15 protein-coding genes are annotated in these 16,828 nt (G+C 70.0%); 8 read left to right on the top strand and 7 right to left on the bottom strand.

What is annotated here, in order from left to right; all coding sequences use genetic code 11:
• The first annotated feature begins 34 nt into the window (after positions 1-34).
• Positions 35-832, top strand: a complete 798-nt coding sequence (locus ACQPYK_RS46540; protein WP_433247162.1) for a carboxymuconolactone decarboxylase family protein — start codon at positions 35-37, stop codon at positions 830-832.
• 257 nt (positions 833-1,089) lie between these two features.
• Here the strand turns inward: ACQPYK_RS46540 and ACQPYK_RS46535 are convergent, their stop codons facing one another.
• The gene (locus ACQPYK_RS46535) at positions 1,090-1,485 is read right to left on the bottom strand and encodes a nuclear transport factor 2 family protein (RefSeq protein WP_433247159.1); all 396 of its coding nucleotides are present in this window, start codon (positions 1,483-1,485) and stop codon (positions 1,090-1,092) included.
• Positions 1,486-1,764: 279 nt separating this feature from the next.
• Between ACQPYK_RS46535 and ACQPYK_RS46530 the strand changes: the two genes are divergently transcribed.
• From ACQPYK_RS46530 to ACQPYK_RS46520, 3 genes are all read left to right on the top strand, one after another.
• On the top strand, positions 1,765-2,325 hold the full coding sequence (locus ACQPYK_RS46530) for a carboxymuconolactone decarboxylase family protein (protein WP_433247157.1): 561 nt from the start codon (positions 1,765-1,767) through the stop codon (positions 2,323-2,325).
• A 289-nt stretch (positions 2,326-2,614) separates the two neighbouring features.
• Positions 2,615-3,187 (top strand): hypothetical protein, encoded by a 573-nt coding sequence (locus ACQPYK_RS46525; protein WP_433247154.1) that lies wholly within the window; start codon positions 2,615-2,617, stop codon positions 3,185-3,187.
• A gap of 147 nt (positions 3,188-3,334) precedes the next feature.
• Entirely contained in the window at positions 3,335-4,936 is a 1,602-nt protein-coding gene (locus ACQPYK_RS46520; protein ID WP_433247151.1) for an NAD(P)-binding domain-containing protein, read from the top strand.
• A 3-nt stretch (positions 4,937-4,939) separates the two neighbouring features.
• On the opposite strand, the gene ACQPYK_RS46515 is transcribed toward ACQPYK_RS46520, so the two are convergent.
• Both ACQPYK_RS46515 and ACQPYK_RS46510 read right to left on the bottom strand, forming a co-directional pair.
• On the bottom strand, positions 4,940-5,644 hold the full coding sequence (locus ACQPYK_RS46515; protein ID WP_433247148.1) for a response regulator: 705 nt from the start codon (positions 5,642-5,644) through the stop codon (positions 4,940-4,942).
• Positions 5,641-6,960: a sensor histidine kinase gene (locus ACQPYK_RS46510; RefSeq protein WP_433247145.1), complete on the bottom strand. Its 1,320-nt coding sequence runs from the start codon at positions 6,958-6,960 to the stop codon at positions 5,641-5,643. Before ACQPYK_RS46510 ends, ACQPYK_RS46515 begins: the two co-directional genes overlap by 4 nt.
• Before the next feature lie 135 nt (positions 6,961-7,095).
• Here ACQPYK_RS46510 and ACQPYK_RS46505 point away from each other — a divergent pair, with 135 nt between their 5' ends.
• From ACQPYK_RS46505 to ACQPYK_RS46495, 3 genes are read left to right on the top strand one after another with little or no spacing between them, the layout of a single operon-like run.
• On the top strand, positions 7,096-8,028 hold the full coding sequence (locus ACQPYK_RS46505) for an ATP-binding cassette domain-containing protein (RefSeq protein WP_433247142.1): 933 nt from the start codon (positions 7,096-7,098) through the stop codon (positions 8,026-8,028).
• Entirely contained in the window at positions 8,025-9,596 is a 1,572-nt protein-coding gene (locus ACQPYK_RS46500; RefSeq protein WP_433247139.1) for an ABC transporter permease subunit, read from the top strand. Before ACQPYK_RS46505 ends, ACQPYK_RS46500 begins: the two co-directional genes overlap by 4 nt.
• On the top strand, positions 9,593-10,369 hold the full coding sequence (locus ACQPYK_RS46495) for an ABC transporter permease (RefSeq protein WP_433247136.1): 777 nt from the start codon (positions 9,593-9,595) through the stop codon (positions 10,367-10,369). The genes ACQPYK_RS46500 and ACQPYK_RS46495 overlap by 4 nt, the downstream gene beginning before the upstream one ends.
• 123 nt (positions 10,370-10,492) lie before the next feature.
• Here ACQPYK_RS46495 and ACQPYK_RS46490 read toward each other — a convergent pair whose 3' ends face one another.
• The 3 genes from ACQPYK_RS46490 to ACQPYK_RS46480 form a co-directional block, all read right to left on the bottom strand.
• Entirely contained in the window at positions 10,493-11,647 is a 1,155-nt protein-coding gene (locus tag ACQPYK_RS46490; protein WP_433247133.1) for a carboxylate-amine ligase, read from the bottom strand.
• 153 nt (positions 11,648-11,800) lie between these two features.
• On the bottom strand, positions 11,801-13,363 hold the full coding sequence (locus tag ACQPYK_RS46485; protein ID WP_433247130.1) for an ABC transporter permease: 1,563 nt from the start codon (positions 13,361-13,363) through the stop codon (positions 11,801-11,803).
• Complete coding sequence (locus ACQPYK_RS46480) at positions 13,363-14,247, bottom strand: ABC transporter ATP-binding protein (RefSeq protein ID WP_433247127.1); 885 nt, start codon at positions 14,245-14,247, stop codon at positions 13,363-13,365. Before ACQPYK_RS46480 ends, ACQPYK_RS46485 begins: the two co-directional genes overlap by 1 nt.
• Positions 14,248-14,418: 171 nt before the next feature.
• On the opposite strand from ACQPYK_RS46480, the gene ACQPYK_RS46475 reads away from it, so the two are divergent.
• Complete coding sequence (locus tag ACQPYK_RS46475; protein ID WP_433247124.1) at positions 14,419-16,089, top strand: histidine kinase; 1,671 nt, start codon at positions 14,419-14,421, stop codon at positions 16,087-16,089.
• On the opposite strand, the gene ACQPYK_RS46470 is transcribed toward ACQPYK_RS46475, so the two are convergent.
• Positions 16,084-16,695 carry a response regulator transcription factor gene (locus tag ACQPYK_RS46470; protein WP_433247121.1) on the bottom strand — a complete coding sequence of 204 codons (612 nt, stop codon included), beginning with the start codon at positions 16,693-16,695 and terminating at the stop codon, positions 16,084-16,086. The two genes, ACQPYK_RS46475 and ACQPYK_RS46470, sit on opposite strands and share 6 nt — an antisense overlap.
• Positions 16,696-16,828 lie beyond the last annotated feature (133 nt).

Genomic DNA, 16,828 nt, shown 5'->3' with positions numbered 1-16,828 from the left:
TCTCCGATTCCTTATTGGCAGGAAACGGCTATCGGTGGACAACTTGTTGACTTCGATCTGTCTGGTTGACGCGTCGCGGCGCGCGCAGAGTTGGTTGTGCGAGGACAAACGAACAACTCGGCGAAGGAGCCAGGAAATGACGAATACGATCGACTTCCCGGTCCACACGGATGTCGCCGAAAAACTGACGGACATCCTTTCTCCCGGTGTCGTTCCGTGCGATGCGGAATGCGCGGACCGCGCTGGATCGGACCAGTTAAACCACGAGGGATCGACCACTCCGTACATCGCTTTGAACTCCGACGAGCCTGGCATCCGTGGTCTGTTCAAATATCGTCCCGAGACGGCTTTCCCGTTGAACGGGCTGGTGGAGGTGCTGCTGTTCAGGGAGAATTCCCTGACGCGCGGGGAGCGGGAGTTGATCGCGACGTATGTGTCCGCGCTGAACGAGTGCCGGTTCTGTTTCTTCACACACGCGGCCATCGCCGCCGCGCACCTGCCGGAGGGGATGACGCTGGTGGAGCAGGTCCGCGCCGACCTGGAGGCGGCGCCGGTCTCGGACAAGCTCAGGGCGTTGCTGGCCATCGCGGCCGCGGTGCAGCAGAGCGGGAGAAGAGTCTCCAGACAGGACATCGCCGCTGCGCGGGCGGCGGGCGCGACGGACCTGGAGATCCACGACACGGTGCTGATCGCGGCGGCCTTCTGCATGTACAACCGCTACGTCGACGGTTTGGGCACGCTCGCCGCCAACGACCCCGAGCACTACGCCGCGCGCGCCGAGCGCACCGACGGATACCTCGCGGTGCTGGCCGACTCCCTGAGCCAGGGCTGACGGCGGTGCCGGCGGATGCGCCCGCACGCCCGGGGGAGAGCGGAGGAGGGCGGGGGAGGGTTCTGGGAGAGGGGGAGAGCCCTGGGACGGAACGCACGACGGACGTCGACCTGCGGCAGACCCGACCGCCGGGAGGTTTCCCTGCATGCCGCAAGGCGCGGGGAGAACAGCCGACTGGCGGTGGGGCCTGCTGTGACCGACCGATGACCGGTCAGCGCCGGAGAATCATCGAGGCAGGATGCGAACGGCCCGTTCGGTCAGGCGAAGAACTCGTCGGTGGTGTAAAGGTCTTCCGGGTAACTCCAGCGCTCGCTGATCTTCCCGTCGGTGATGCGGAACACGTGGACACCACGGTCGTCCAGGGTACGGCCGCCGCGCTCTCCTCGGACGCGGACCGTCACGACGGCCCGGTCCTCTCCGGGAAGGATGGAGTCCGGCTCGAACCGGACCGAGCCTTCGGTCAGTTCGGTGAACTGGCCGAGATAGCCCACAACCTGGTCCTTACCGCGATATTCGCCGGCCAGGGGACCACGGCCGGGAACGTGGAAAACCACCTCGTCGGCGAGCAGATTATCGCGAATGTGGGCCAGGTCTCCCTTGGCGAGAGCGTCGTAACTGTCCCGGGCAAGGGCACTGTTGGGGTGTTCGGACATTAATGACCTCCTTGCGGTATCTGATGGTGATTTGTGCGGCGTTGGCGACGCTACGCCTGATTAAGGGGTCGGACAAGGGAGTGAGGAGAGACTTACCGTGTGGCCATACGCCTATGACTGGACGCAATAATGGCCAGGATGAAACTTGAATGTTTCGGTCGCCTTAAAGGGGCCATTGACAGTTCTGGGGAAATGTGGTGATCATGAGCGTCTGTCGGATGAATTCATGCGCTGAGACGGCGTGAGAGACTCCTTGATCTCGCCGGTAAGGGAACATCTATGCCCCACATCACGCTCAACTCGAACGCGCCCGGAATCCGCGGCCTGTTCCAGTTCCGCCCGGAGACCGCCCGTCCGCTGAATGAGCTGGTGGAAGTGCTGCTGCGCGCGGAGAGCACGCTGTCGCGCGGCGAGCGGGAGTTGATCGCGGCCTACGTGTCGGCCCTGAACGAATGCCGCTACTGTTTCTCCTCCCACGCGGCCTACGCCGCCGCGCAGCTGCCGGAGGGGATGGCACTGGTGGAGCAGGTCCGCGCCGACCTGGGGGCGGCGCCGGTCTCGGACAAGCTCCGGGCGTTGCTGGCCATCGCGGCCGCGGTGCAGCAGAGCGGGCAGAAGGTCTCCGAGCAGGGGGTCGCCGCTGCTCGGGCGGCGGGCGCGACGGACTTGGAGATCCACGACACGGTGCTGATCGCGGCGGCCTTCTGCATGTACAACCGCTACGTCGACGGCCTGGCGACGATCGCCCCCGACGACCCGGCCTCCTACGCCGAACGGGCGCAGCGGATCGCCTCCGACGGTTACCTGGCGCTGCTGGCCGAATCACAACGCCAGGCCTGACCTCGGGCGACGGCGAACGCGCATCCGCGTTCCCCGACGAACGCCGAGAAACGCCCGCGCGAGGAGAGCCGAAGCTCCTGAAGAGGCACTGAAGTCCAGGGGTGCCGAAATTCAGGAATCACCGAAGTTCGGAGAGCACCGAAGTCCAGGGGTGCCGAAATTCAGGAATCACCGAAGCTCGGGAATCACCGAAGTTCAGGAACCGCCGAAGTTCAGAGAGCACCGAAGCTCGGGGGCACCGAGAAGAGAACACGCCGATCCGGCGGACCCGACCACCGTGGAGGACCTCATGGCGAGTCATTCAAGCGCGTTACCGGCCGGGCCGGGTCTCATCACCTCGCTGAACACCGACCACCACCGGATGGGGCTCAACCTCTTCCTGGTGATCGTGCTGGCGCACTGGGCCGAGCACGTGGCGCAGGCCGTACAGATCTACGTTCTCGGCTGGCCGCTCCCGGAGGCGCGCGGGGTGCTCGGGCGGCCGTTCCCGTGGCTGGTGACATCCGAGTGGATGCACTACGGCTACGCGCTGGTCATGCTCGTCGGTCTGATCCTGCTCCGGCGGGGCTTCACCGGCCGCGGCCGCACCTGGTGGAACATCTCCCTGGGCATCCAGGTCTGGCACCACCTGGAGCATCTGCTGCTGCTCGGCCAGGCGCTGACCGGACTCCACCTGCTGGGCAGGCCGGTGCCGACCAGCGTGATCCAGCTCCTGGTGCCCCGCGTCGAGCTGCACCTGTTCTACAACGCGATCGTGTTCGCGCCCATGGTGGTGGCCATGTGGCTGCACCGCAGGCCCAACCGGGCCGAGCGGACAGCCATGACCTGCCGTTGTGCCACAGCCACGGCAGGCGCGGTGTGATCTCCTGAGCGCCGACGTCCCCAACCGCACGAGGAGTGCCATGCCGTACCTCACCCCGCCCTTCGACGGTCCGGCCGCCCGCGTGGCCGGCCGGACCGTCACCACCGATCACGTGGACGCGCCGTCCGGAGCGGAGGGGTGGGACTGATGGCGACGACGGGATCCGGGCGGGTCCACCGATACCTGATCATCGGTGCCGGGCCCGGCGGGTTGCAGCTCAGCTATTTCCTGCAGCGCGCCGGCGCCGACTACCTCACCTTGGAGCGCGAGGACTCCCCGGGAGGGTTCTTCCGCCACTATCCGCGCCATCGCAGGCTGATCTCGCTGAACAAGGTCCACACCGGCGAGAAGGACCCGGAGATCAATCTGCGCTGGGACTGGAACTCCCTGCTCAACGACGCGCCCGGCCTGCTGTTCCCCCGCTACTCGCAGGAATACTTCCCGCGTGCGGACGACATGGTGCGCTACCTCGCCGACTTCCAGCGGGAGCACGCGCTCAACGTGCGCTTCTCCACCGCCGTCGACCGGGTCGAGAAGGTGGACGGGCTCTTCGTCGTGCACGCCGCGGACCAGGTCTTCCGCGCCGAGTGCCTGATCATGGCGGCCGGCTGGGGCGGGCCGCACATCCCCGACATCCCGGGGATCGAGCTGGCGGTGGGCTATGAGGACATGCCGATCGCCCCGGAGGACTTCACCGGCCGGCGGGTGCTGATCATCGGCAAGGGCAACTCGGCGTTCGAGACCGCCCAGGCCATCCTCGGCCACGCCGCCGTCGTCCACCTGGCCAGCCGGCATCCGGTCCGGTTCGCGTGGACGAGCAAGCACCCCGGTGACGTACGGGGCCAGTACGGCGCGCTGCTGGACAGCTACTGGTTCAAGACCCTGCACGGCGTGCTGGAGTGCGAGATCGACCGGATCTGGCGTGAGGGCGACCGGTTCAAAGCGGAGATCACCTACACCCTCGCCGACGGCGAGAAGGCGCTGCTGGAATACGACACGGTGCTGCGCTGCACCGGCTTCACCATGGACACCGCCCTCTTCGACGCCTCCTGCCGCCCCGAGCTCGCCCCCAACGGGCGGATGCCGGCGATCGGCCCCGACTTCCGGTCGGCCAACGTCGAGGGCCTGTACTTCGCCGGCACCCTCATGCAGGGCCGCGACTTCAAGGGCGCCTCTTCGGCCTTCATCGACGGGTTCCGCTACAACCTGCGCACCCTGGCCCGCCTGCTCGCAGAACGCTACGACCGGGTTCCGCTCGGCCACCGCCCGCTGCCGGCCGACCCCGACCAGCTGACCGCCGCCATGCTGGAGCGGGTGAACTACAGCTCGGCGCTGTGGACTCAGTTCGAATACCTGTGCGACGTGTACGTGGTCGACGAGACCACCGGGCAGGTCCGCCACTACGAGGACCTGCCGGAGGACTACGCGGTCGACCGGTTCGCCGAGCACGCCCTGTACTTCACCGTCACCCTGCGGTGGGGGCCCCGCGACCACGGCGACGTGTTCGCCATCCAGCGAAACCCGACCCCCGACCGGGCACACGAGAGCGCCTTCCTCCACCCCGTCGTCCGGGCCTGGCGTCATCGTGACATGCTCGGCGAGCAGCACCTGCTGGAAGACCTTCTGGCCGTGTGGCGAGACCCGATCCGGCACGTGCAGCCGCTGCGCGCGTTCCTGGCCTCGACCCTCGAAGAGCGAGGGCACGGCCTCGAAGAGCAGGGGCACGGCAACGACGCCGAAGGCGTGTGAGGGTCACCGCGGTTCGCGGGAGCGTGGCACGACCAGACCGGTTTCGTAGGCGGCGACGACCGCCTGCGTCCTGTCGCGCAGTCCCAGCTTGTTCAGCACCCGGCTGACGTGCGTCTTGACGGTCTCCTCGGTGACGGTCAACCGGCCCGCTATCTCCGGGTTGGACAGGCCCTCGGCGACCAGCCGCAGGACCTGCGTCTCACGAGGGGTGAGCGCGGCGAGCGCGGAGGCGGCGGAGGCGTCGGGGGCGGGGCTCAGGAGGGCGAACTCGCTGATGAGGCGGCGGGTGACCGCCGGGGCCAGGAGCGCCTCGCCGGCGGCGATGACGCGCACCGCGTCGAAGAGCCGCTCGGCGGTGACGTCCTTGAGCAGGAATCCGCTGGCTCCGGCGCGGAGCGCGTCGTAGACGTACTCGTCCAGGTCGAAGGTCGTCAGGATGAGGACGTGCGGTCCGGCGGCGGCGGAGCCGGCGAGTCGCCTGGTGGCCTCGATGCCGTCCATGCCCGGCATACGGACATCCATGAGGACGACGTCGGGGGACAGCTCCTGGCAGAGCCGCACCGCCTGCGCCCCGTCGCAGGCGGTCGCGACGACGTCGAAGTCCGGCTGGGTGCCGAGCAGTTCGGCGAACCCGGTGCGAACCACCGGGTGATCGTCGGCGACGACGATCCGGACCGCCGTCCGTGCCTCCGCAGACCACGCGCTCATCCGGCCGCCCCGCCCCTGCCCGGCAGGCGGGCCTCGACGAGGAATCCGCCGCCGGCGGCGGGGCCGGTGCGCAGCTCGCCCCCGACGGCCGCGGCGCGCTCCCGCATGCCGGACAGCCCGTGGCCGCCGGCGGGTGCCGCGGCGGAGGGGCCCGGACCGTTGTCGCGGACGAGCAGTCGCAGGGTGTCGCCGGTGTAGTGCAGCTCCACGTCGACGGCGGCGCCCGGCGCGTGCCGCCGGGCGTTGGTGAGGGCTTCCTGGATGATGCGGTGGGCCGCGAGCTCCACGCCCGGGTCGAGCGTGACCGGCGCGCCGCGCAGGATGAGGCGGGTGCCCGTTCCCGAGGCGTCCCGCGCCTCGTCGAGCAGGTCGTTGAGCTCCGGCAGGCGCAGGCCCGGCTGGGGCCGGCGGTCCCCCGTGTCCGGGCCCGCGTCCTCGCGCAGCACGCCGAGCAACCGCCTCATCTCGGTCAGCGCCGCCCGGGCGGTGTCGCCGATGGCCGACAGCCGCTCCGCGCCGGCGGCAGGCATCCCCGGGACGGTCAGCCGGGTCGTCTCCGCCTGCACGGCGACGATGGAGATGTGGTGGGCGACGACGTCGTGCAGCTCGCGCGCGATGCGTGCGCGTTCGCCACGCGCGGTGTGCTCCAGCAGGGTGTCGGCGATGACCTGCCGGGCGGCGCTGTCCCCCAGGGCCGCGCGGTGCGCCTGCCGCGCGATCCCGGCCAGGGCCGCCGCCGGGGCCAGGGAGGCCAGCAGCAGGGTGAGCACCCCTGTCTCGCCGCCTGCCGTACCGGCCAGCGCCGGCACCACGAACGGCGTCGCCAGGAGTACGGCCGGCAGCCACGAGCCGCTGCGGCCGAACCGGTAACCGGAGATCAGCTGTGCGGCCACCCCCGCCACGGTCAGCGTCTGGAAGGCCGTGAGCGACAGCATGACCGACGCGGAGACGATCACGGCGACCACGGCCGGCTGTCCCCACAGCAGCGCGAGCGGCAGCGTGGTGGCCAGGCCGAGCAGGCCGGCCACCACGAGGTACAGGGCGGTGCCGGCGCCTGCGACCGGAGGCGCGCTCCCGGCGTGCGCGACCATCTCGCTCACCGGCCCGCTCACGGTCTGCCCGAGCGAATACGCCGCCGGCATACCGCTGGTGTGCGCGAACGAATACGCCGCCGGCATACCGCGGGCGTGCGCGATCGACTCGGCCAGCGCGAGCAGCGCCAGCAACGTGCCGGCCACGGCGGGCGCATGGGGAGCCGAGGCGGCATGCCGCCACCTGGCGGCCCACCCGCCGCGCCGGTCGTACGCTCGGTCCACGACGACCATTGTCGCGGCCGGCCGGCGTGGCGGCATCCCTCACGTGAGGGATGGGGCGTCCCTCACGCCAGCGACGGCGAAGATGGCTCGATGGCGGGACGACCGGGCCCCCGCCCGCTGCCTAACCTGCCTGACATGCGAGCAACCATCGAAGTCGCCGGGCTGCGCAAGCGCTTCGGCCAGACCACGGCCCTGGACGGGATGTCCTTCACCGTGACGCCGGGGCAGGTCACCGGCTTCGTCGGCCCCAACGGCGCGGGAAAGTCCACCACGATGCGGGTGATCCTCGGCCTGGACGCGGCCGACGAGGGCAGCGCGCTGGTCGGCGGGCGGCCGTACCGGAGCCTGCGCGATCCCCTCAGCCATGTCGGGGCGCTGCTGGACGCCGCCGCGCTGCAGCCGAGCCGTACCGGCCGTAACCATCTGCTGTGGCTGGCCCACTCCCAGGGCCTGGGCGCCAGACGGGTCGATGAGGTGATCGAGCAGGTCGGCCTGGGGTCGGCGGCCCGGCGCAGGGCGGGTGGCTACTCCCTGGGCATGCGGCAGCGGCTCGGGATCGCCGCGGCGCTGCTCGGCGACCCGCCGGTGCTCATGCTCGACGAGCCGTCCAACGGCCTGGACCCCGAGGGCATCGTGTGGATGCGCGGCTTCCTGCGGGCGCTGGCCGCCGAGGGCCGGGCCGTCCTGGTGTCCAGCCACCTGATGAGTGAGCTCGAGGACACCGCCGGCCACCTCGTGGTGGTCGGCCGCGGCCGGGTTGTCGCGGACACCGGAGTGGCCGACCTGATCGCGGCCGCGTCCCGGGATCGGGTCACGGTGCGCACCTCGGCGCGGTCGGAGGCGATGACGGCGCTGGCGCACACCGGTGCGACCGTGTCCGTCACCGACCGAGACACGCTCACCGTCTCCGGACTGGCGGCCGAGCGCATCGTGGCGGTCCTCGGCCGGAACGCGGTGCCGTTCTCCGAGGTGGCGGCGCACCGCGCGACGCTGGAGGAGGCCTACATGGACCTCACCCGGGACGCGGTGGAGTTTCGCGCCGCCGCGAGCCGGGAGGCGGCACGATGACCACCGGCACCGCCACCCCGTACCGCTCGGGCCTGCGGGGCGGACGCGACGGCTTCGCGTGCCTGCTGCACGCGGAGTGGACCAAGTTCCGCACGGTCCGCGGCTGGATGATCGGCATGGTGGTCGCGGCGCTGGTCACCGTGCTGCTCGGGCTGCTCTCCGCGTCAGGAAGCCACTCCTCCTGCGGCGGTCCGAACGATGTCTGCCCCGCCGTTCCGGTGGGACCGGGCGGTGAGGCGGTGGACGACAAGTTCTACTTCGTACACCGGTCGCTGACCGGAGACGGCAGCATCACGGCTCGCGTGAACTCCATGACCGGCCGGATCCGCAAGCCCGACGTCACCCCGGGGGTCCGCGACGTCGTCAACGGAGTCGTGCCGTGGGCGAAGGCGGGGGTCATGGTCAAGGACGGCACCCGGCAGGGATCGGCCTACTCGGCGACGATGGTCACCGGCGGCCACGGGGTGCGGATGCAGTACAACTTCACCGGGGACGTGGCCGGCCGGCCGGGCGGCGTCTCGAAAGAGTCCCCGCGCTGGCTGCGGCTGACCCGCTCCGGTGAGGAGCTCACCGGCTACGAGTCGGCCGACGGCACGCACTGGACCAGGGTCGGCGTCGCCCGGCCGGCCGGGCTGCCGGTCACGGTGCAGGTCGGGCTCTTCGTCGCCTCTCCGGGCGATCTGACGGTGCGGCGGGCTGATTTCGGCGGGAGCATCGAGCAGAATCGCTTCGCCGAGGCCACCGCCGTCTTCGACCAGGTCAGCCTGCAGGGCAAGGTGTCCAGCGGCACGTGGAGCCGCGACGACATAGGGGTCACCGAATCGCCCGACGGGTCGCTTCACCATCCGGGAGGGTTCGAGGAGTCCGGCGGTAGGTACACCGTGACCGGGGTCGGTGACATCGCGCCGCTCGCGGACGGCCAGCGGATCGAGAACACCCTCTCCGGCGCGCTGACCGGGCTGATCGTGGTGATCGTGGTGGCGGTGATGTTCATCACCGCCGAATACGGGCGGGGCATGATCCGCACCAGCCTGCTCGCCAGCCCGCGGCGCGGCCGGGTGCCGGCGGCGAAGGCCGTCGTGGTCGGCGCGGTGACCTTCGTCGCGGGGCTGGCCGCCGCCGGCGTCGTGGTGCCGGTCGGCAAGCGGATCCTGCGCGCCAACGGCAACTACGTCCTTCCGGTGTCCCCGCTCACCGAGGTGCGCGTCGTGGTCGGCTTCGCGGCGCTGCTCGCCGTCGCCGCCGTCTTCGCCCTCGCCCTTGGCGCCCTGTTCCGGCACAGCGTCGCGGCGGTCACCGCCGCCATCGTGGTGATCGTCGTCCCCCACATCCTCGCCACCGCCTCAGTCCTGCCCGTGGGCGTGGCGCAGTGGCTGCTACGGCTCACGCCGGCCGCCGGATTCGCGATCCAGCAGAGCCTTCCGGAGTATCCGCAGGTGCTCGGCAACTACGCGCCGTCGGCCGGCTACTACCCGCTGGCGCCGTGGGCCGGACTCGCCGTGTTCTGCGGCTACGCCGCCCTCGCCCTCGGCCTGGCCGTCCTCCGGATCCGCCGGAGGGACGCGTGAGGCACCACCTGCACGCGGAGTGGACGAAACTGCGCACCGTGACGGGCACCGGCCGGCTGCTGTTCGCCGTCGTCGCGCTGACCGTCGCCATGAGCGCCGCGGCGGCCGCGACCGTGTTCTGCCCGTCGGCGGGATGTGGATACGACGTCCCCAAGCTCAGCCTCATCGGGGTCCAGGTGGGCCAGGCGGCCGTCGCCATCCTGGCCGTGCTGGCGATCAGCGGCGAGTACGGCACCGGCATGATCCGCACCACCCTGGCGGCGATGCCGCGCAGGGCCGCCGTCCTGGCCGCCAAGGCGGCCGTCCTCGCCGGCCTGACGCTGGCCGCGGGGACCGTCGCCGTGCTCGGGTCCGTGCTGACCGGGCGGCTCATCCTGCCCGGCAAGGGCTTCACCCCCGCGCACGGCCACCCGCTGCTGTCCCTGGCCGACGGACCGACACTCCGCGCGGCCGTCGGCTCGGTGCTCTACCTCGCGCTGATCGCCCTGCTCAGCCTCGGCGTCGCCACCGCCGTGCGGGACTCGGCGACGGCCATCGGGGTCGTGCTCGGCCTGCTCTACGTCCTCTCGATCCTCCCCTTGATGATCGCCGACCCGGGCTGGCAGCTGTTCCTCTGGCGGATCTCGCCGATGAACGCGGGGCTCGCCGTCCAGGCCACCACCCGTCTGTCCAGCCTGCCCCTCAGCCCATGGGCGGGCCTCGGCGTGCTCGCCGCCTGGGCCGCCGCGGCGCTCCTGGGCGGCGGATCGCTGCTGCGGCTGCGCGACACGTAAGTGACAGCGGCGGATCGCTGCGGCTGCGCGCCATGCGAGTGACACACGCCTGTTGCGGCTGCGCGACACGTGAGTGACACATGAGCGGCACCCCCGGCAGTGTCCGGCGGGTGTCGCTCACTCTCACACTTCCGGTTCGTCCCGCTCCATCAGCCGCTCCACCAGGTGGTCGACCACGTCGGCGAGCCGTCCTCGCCGATCGTGGGCGGCTCGCTGGCGCGCGGCCCCGGTGCCGGTGACGCGCAGCCGTTCCAGTCGCGCGGTCACCGTCTCCAGGTCGCCGGTCTGCTCCAGAGCGGGGCCGATGTGCCGCAGCAGCGCCGTACCCAGGTCGGCGGCGGGCGTCCGGCGGCCGGTGACCGGGTCGATGGCGTACCCGTCCAGGCCGTCGCGGGCCGCCTGCCAGTAGGCCGCCCGCAGCAGTTCGGCCGACAGGCGCGGTCCCGGGTCGCCGCCTTCCACCCGCTCCAGCGACACCAGCACCAGCGCCCGCACCACGGCGGCGAGCAGCGCGGACTCTCCTGCGGTGGCGGGCACGTCGGTCACCCGGACCTCCAGCGTGGGCAGCCGGGCCGACGGCCGGACGTCCCAGAAGATCGTTCCCGGATCCACCAGCACCCCGGCCTCGGTCAGGGTGCCGATCAGCTCGTCGAACTCGGCGAGCGAGGCGAAGTAGGGGGGCGGTCCGGCCACCGGCCATTTCGCCCAGCTCAGCGTCCGCCAGCTGGCGTATCCGGTGTCGCGGCCCGCCCAGAACGGGGAGTTGGCCGTCAACGCGATCAGCGCCGGCAGCCACGGTCGCAGGTGGTTGCTCACCAGCACCGCCCGCTCCCGGTCGGGCAGGTGCACGTGGACGTGGCCCGCGCAGATGCTCTGCTCGTCGTGCAGCGCCCGGTAGGTGTCGATCCCCACCCCGTATCGCGGGTGGTCGGTGATCGGTGGCGGGACGATCTCACCCAGCACAGGAGTTCCCGAGGCGACCACGGCCAGCCCCTCCTCCCGGGCGGCGCGGGCCATCGCCGCCCGCATCCGCAGCAGCTGCTCCTCCAGCTCGGAGACGCGGACGCACGGTGATGTCTTGGCCTCCACCTGGAACTTGGTGATCTCGGTGCTCACCTGCTCGCCCAGCTCGGCGGCGGCGCGCTCCAGCACCTCGGCCGCCCGCGGCGCCACCGCCCGGGTCGCCGGATCGACGACCAGATACTCCTCCTCCACCCCCACCAGCGGGCAGACCGCGTCGAACGGCACTGGATGTGATGAGTCCACGGTCGCCGTCATCCCTACTCCCGTCTCGGGGCGGAACGCCCATGAGTGGCCGCGTGCCTACGGGCGCCACGCTATCTATCCGATCATGGTTGTGCGGGTGCAAACCGGCATCTTCCCCGAAGAGGACCGGGACGCGAGCTGTCGGCCGAAGTCACACCTTGTGTTTCAGACGAGGGCCCTGCGTTTGAGGCCGGTCAGGCCTGCCACGGTGAGCACCGCCGTCACGGCGACCATGATCAACAGCGGGGTTGCGCTGAACGCCTCGCCCGAGGTGACCATGGGCAGGTTGGGGAAGGGCACGAAGTACTTGGCGATCCAGTAGTCGATACCGATGATCGGGCCGAGCACCTCGCCGAAGAGGTTGACGAACAGGAAGGCCGCCCAGCTGATCGCGGCAGCCGCCTTGGGCAGCAGACCGAAGGCGAGGATGCCGACTCCGGCCAGCACCCAGGTGGCGGGGATCTGTATCAGCGCACCGGCCAGCACCTTGCCGGGTTCGCCTGACACCAGGCCCATGGTGAGCCCGGCGGCGGCCAGGAAGAGCGCGCTGCCGGCCATGGCGAAGATCAGGTGGGAGGCGGCCCAGCGCAGGCGGCTGACAGGGGTGGTGAGCAGCAGTTCAGCGCGGCCGGAGAGCTCTTCGCCGCGTAGCCGTAGCAGGGCGAGCAGCGGATAGAGGGCCGAGACGTAGCCGAGGCTGAGCACGATCAGCCACAGGTAGGCGTCGGTCATGGTGGCGTCGGGACTACCGGTGTAGCGGCGGAAGAACTCCTCCACCGCGGCGCCTTGCCTGGCCACTTCCGGAATGGACAGGGCCAAGCCGCCGAAAACCAGTCCGGCTACCGCGTAGCCGATGGTCCAGCCGGTCAGCAGGCCCTTCTGCAGCCGCCAGGCCAGGGCGAGCGGGTTGCGCAGCCGTACGGAACCTGCGGGTCCCTGACGCTCGGCGATCAGCCCGAGACCGAGGTCGCGGCGGGCGTTGAGCCGATAGGCGATCGCCACGGTGACCGAGAAGAAGGCCAGGCTCAGCAGCAGCACGGCCACGTTGTTGTCGCCATACGGCTTGACCAGGTGCGACCAGCCCTGGGGAGACAGCCACTTCAAGAACGTCAGGCCGCTGCCGTCGGCGATGAAGCGCAGGCCGTAGCTGATGCCCAGGCCGATGGCGGCGACGCCGACGGCGGTACGGGCGGCCTGGGTGAGCTGGGCGGCCACCGCGCCGATGCCGATGAACACCAGCCCGGCCGCGGCGATCGCGGCGCCGAAGGCCAGCGAACCCGTCGCGTCAGCACCCACCTTGATCATGGCGATCGCGGTGAGCAGCCCGGCGAGCACGGCCGACACAGACGTCACGACCAGGGCGGCGGTCAGCGGTGCGAGGCGGCCGATGACCCCGGAACCGACCAGCTCCGCGCGGCCGGACTCCTCCTCGCCGCGAGTGTGCCGGATGATCGCGAGGATGGCGATCAGGCCGAGGATGGTGTAGATCGCGTCGGCGTTCTTCCACACGGCCATCCCGGCGACGGTCGGGCTGTAGACCTCGCCGGCGAACGCGGTCAGCGCCTTGTTGCCCATCATCTCGCGGGCGAACTCGGCGATGTCGGGGATGCTGGTGGCGTAGCGGTTGACCTGCCCGGCTGCCAGCGCGGCCAGCAGCAGCATCCACAGCGGGGTGATCCACCGTTCACGGCGAACGGCCAGTTTGGTGAGGATCCAGGTGCCGGTCATCAGGCTGCCTTCCCCGACTCGTAGTGACGCATGAACAGGTCTTCCAGGGAGGGCGGTTGGCTGGTCAGGCTGAGGATCCCGGCCTGGGCCAGCAGGAGCATCACCTTGTCGAGATGCTGGTTCTCGACCTGGAAGGAGACGTGGTTGCCGTCCACGGCGAGGTTTCCGACGCCGGGCAGGTCCGGGACGGGCCCGGCGACCTCGGCGGTGATCCGCGTCATGGTGAGGTGGCGCAGCTCGGCCAGCGTGCCGGACTCGACATTGCGGCCGGACCGGATGATGCTCACCCGGTCGCACAGCGCCTCGACCTCGCTCAGGATGTGGCTGGACAGCAGCACCGTGCGACCGCGCCGCTTCTCCTCGGCCACGCACTGCTGGAAGACCGCCTCCATCAGCGGGTCCAGACCCGAGGTCGGCTCGTCCAGGATCAGGAGTTCGGCGTTGGAGGCGAACGCCGCGACCAGGGCGACCTTCTGCCTGTTGCCCTTGGAGTAGGTCTTGGCCTTCTTGCGCGGGTCCAGCTCGAAGCGCTCCAACAACTCTTTGCGGCGTGCCGCGTCGAGACCGCCGCGCAACCTGCCGAGCAGGTCGATCACCTCGCCGCCGGTCAGCGACGGCCACAGGTTCACATCACCTGGCACGTAGACCAGCCGCCTGTGCAGTTCGGTGGCGTCCTTCCACGGGTCACCGCCCAGCAGCACGGCAGAGCCGGAGTCGGCCCGCATGAGGCCGAGCAGGATCCGGATCGTGGTGGACTTGCCCGCACCGTTCGGGCCCAGGAACCCGTGGACCTCGCCGGTGCGGACGGTCAGGTCCAGACCGTCCAGGGCATGAGCTCGTCCGAAGCTCTTGTGGAGCCCTTTGACGGTGATGGCGGTGTTCATGTCGCTCCTAGTGAGGATGTTCCTGTGGGTCAGAACGCTAGAAGTCGCCACCTTCCGGCGGTATCGGGCGTTCGCCCTATTTCATCGCCAGACGACCAGCGCAGGTCAGTACCTGTCTCACCGCAATCAGGTGTATTCCTCACTAAACAGATAAACTGGCACACTCACCCCATGCAGAGAGTGGCTGGGTGGCTCGTCAGGGCCATGGTGGGAGTGGTCTTCGCCGGGGCTGTGGCCCGGACCTTCCTCTTCGGCGCGGGGGAGACGTCGGCTGTCCACCTCATCGCCATGATCCCGCTGCTGGTCCTGCAGTTGGTCGTTCTCGAACGGAGGGGCAGGAGCCGGTGGACGCTGGTCGCCCTGATCATCTGCACTATGGCGCCGATTCTCGTCTTCGGGAGTTCGTGGGACGGGATCCCCGGCTTCCTGACCGCTGCCTTCCTGCTGATCGTGCCTGGACCGGACTCGTGGGTGCTGGCGGTGGGATTCGCGCTCGGTCAGGGGGCATTGGTGCGCGCGTACGGCTACAGCACGCAGGACGCCGTGTTGTGGTCCTTGACCGCCGCCAGAGAGGGGCTGATCCTGTTCGGCCTGGCCACGTTGAAGGATCTGGTGGAGGCCGTGCACCGGACACGCGCCGAGCTGGCCCGGGTAGCCCTGGCCAAGGACAGGCTCCGTGCCATGGAGACCATCCAGACCAGGCTCGTCGAACGGCTCTCGGCATTCCTCCTCAAGGGCGAGCTGGTGCGGGTGCTGATCCCTTGCGATGCCGGGCGGGCAGCAGGGGAGGCGGGAAAGCTGTCGGCCATGGCCAGGACGTCCAGCCGCGAGATACGGACACTCGTCCGCAGCTACCGCTCGCTACCTGCGGATGTGCCCTCCCCCGGCGACTCCTTGCAAGGACTGATCAAGATCGGCCCGCGCCTGGCCTTCGGGCTGGTCATGGTGAGCGCCGGATCACTGGTGGCCGAGTACGTGACCATGCTGACGATCTGGGACACCCCGCCGTTGGGCACCACCGTCCTCATGCTCGGCGCGGTCATCGTCTGCTTGATCCCGCTCAAGTGGCGCGCCGGCCTGCTCACTCTCGGCCTGATGGCGTGGCTGGTGTACCTGCTCCTCACCCTCGCCCCGACTGCCTCGGACAACCTCGCGCTGCTCATCGGAGCGATGTGGGTGGGTATCGGAAACTACGGTCTGGTCTGGCTCGCCGTGCTGGCCAGGCAGCTGTACGGCTCCCGCGAGGAGCTCGCCCGGTCCGTGGTCGCCCTGGAGCACCAGCGGGTCGCCCAGGACCTCCACGACCTACTCGGTATCACCCTCTCGGCCATCTCGCTGAAGACGGCCCTCGTCCAGCGACTGGTCGCCGATCGACCCGATGAGGCCCGAGCGCACCTGCGCTACGCGATCGAGGCCACCAGAAAAGCACTACGCGAGGCCACCGTGGTGACAGGCACCTTCCCCGACCTCTCGCTCGAACTCGAGACCCGAGAGGCGCTCGACATCCTCAACGCCGCGGGCATCAAGACCCAAGCGCGGGTCTCGTCCGGTCCGTTCGCTCCGGCGACGGAGACCGCCCTCTCCACCGTGCTCCGGGAAGGCGTCACCAACGTGCTGCGGCACAGCACCGCCCGCTGGTGCGACATCACCTCCACGCTCGAAGGTGGGCTGGTGCGCCTGCACATGATCAACGACGGCGCGCATCCGGCCGCGGCCCCCGGCGACGGGGAGGGCGGAATCGGCAACCTCACCGACCGGCTCGCCGCGCTCGGCGGGAGTCTCAAGACAGAGATCGACCACGGCGACCGCTTTCACCTGATCGCCGAGGTGCCATCCTCATAGCCAGCCCGCATCCCGGGCAATGCGGATCGCGTCGATCCGGTTGCGGGCGTCCAGCTTGACGACGATCGCGCTGAGGTAGTTGCGAACCGTGCCTCCCGACAGGAAGAGCCGCTCGGCGATCTCCGGCACGTCCGCGCCCTCGGCGGCCACGTGCAACACCTCCAGCTCGCGCTGCGCCAGCGGATTCTCCCGTTCCCGCAGCGCCGCGATCGCCAGCCCCTGGTCGATTACCCGCTCTCCCCTCGCGACCCGGCGGATCGCGTCCAGGAGTTCCTCGAGCGAGGCGTCCTTGAGGATGAACCCCGCCACGTGGGCCGCCAAGGCCCGCCGAAGATGGCCGGGCCGATCCAGGCTGGTCAGGATCAGGACCTGACACGTGGGCAGCCGCTCGTGAAGCCGGGCCGCGGCGGTAAGACCGTCCAGCCCAGGCAGATCGATGTCGATCACTGCCACATCCGGTGCACTGGCGAGAGCTGTATCGACGATGACGTCTCCCGACGAGACATCGGCAACGACATCAATATCCTTTTCCAACTCGAGAAGCGCGACCAATGCACCCCGCACGACCCGAACGTCCTCGGCCAGCAGCAACCTGATCCCATCCATGACCCGCAACCTAGCCGACCTGCCGATTACGAGCTGAAGCGGTACCCATGCAGGTCGTGCCTACCGCAGGAACGCCGCCTGAGCTTCACGGACCCCCCGGCTCGCTGGGGCGGGAGGCCATCGCCGGCTCGCC

Origin of the sequence: Streptosporangium sp. CA-135522 (assembly GCF_050949235.1) — a bacterium.
In the GTDB taxonomy this organism is placed as follows: domain Bacteria; phylum Actinomycetota; class Actinomycetes; order Streptosporangiales; family Streptosporangiaceae; genus Streptosporangium.
The sequence above is the reverse complement of the archived record's forward strand: the minus strand, read 5'-3'. Positions and strand labels throughout refer to the sequence as shown.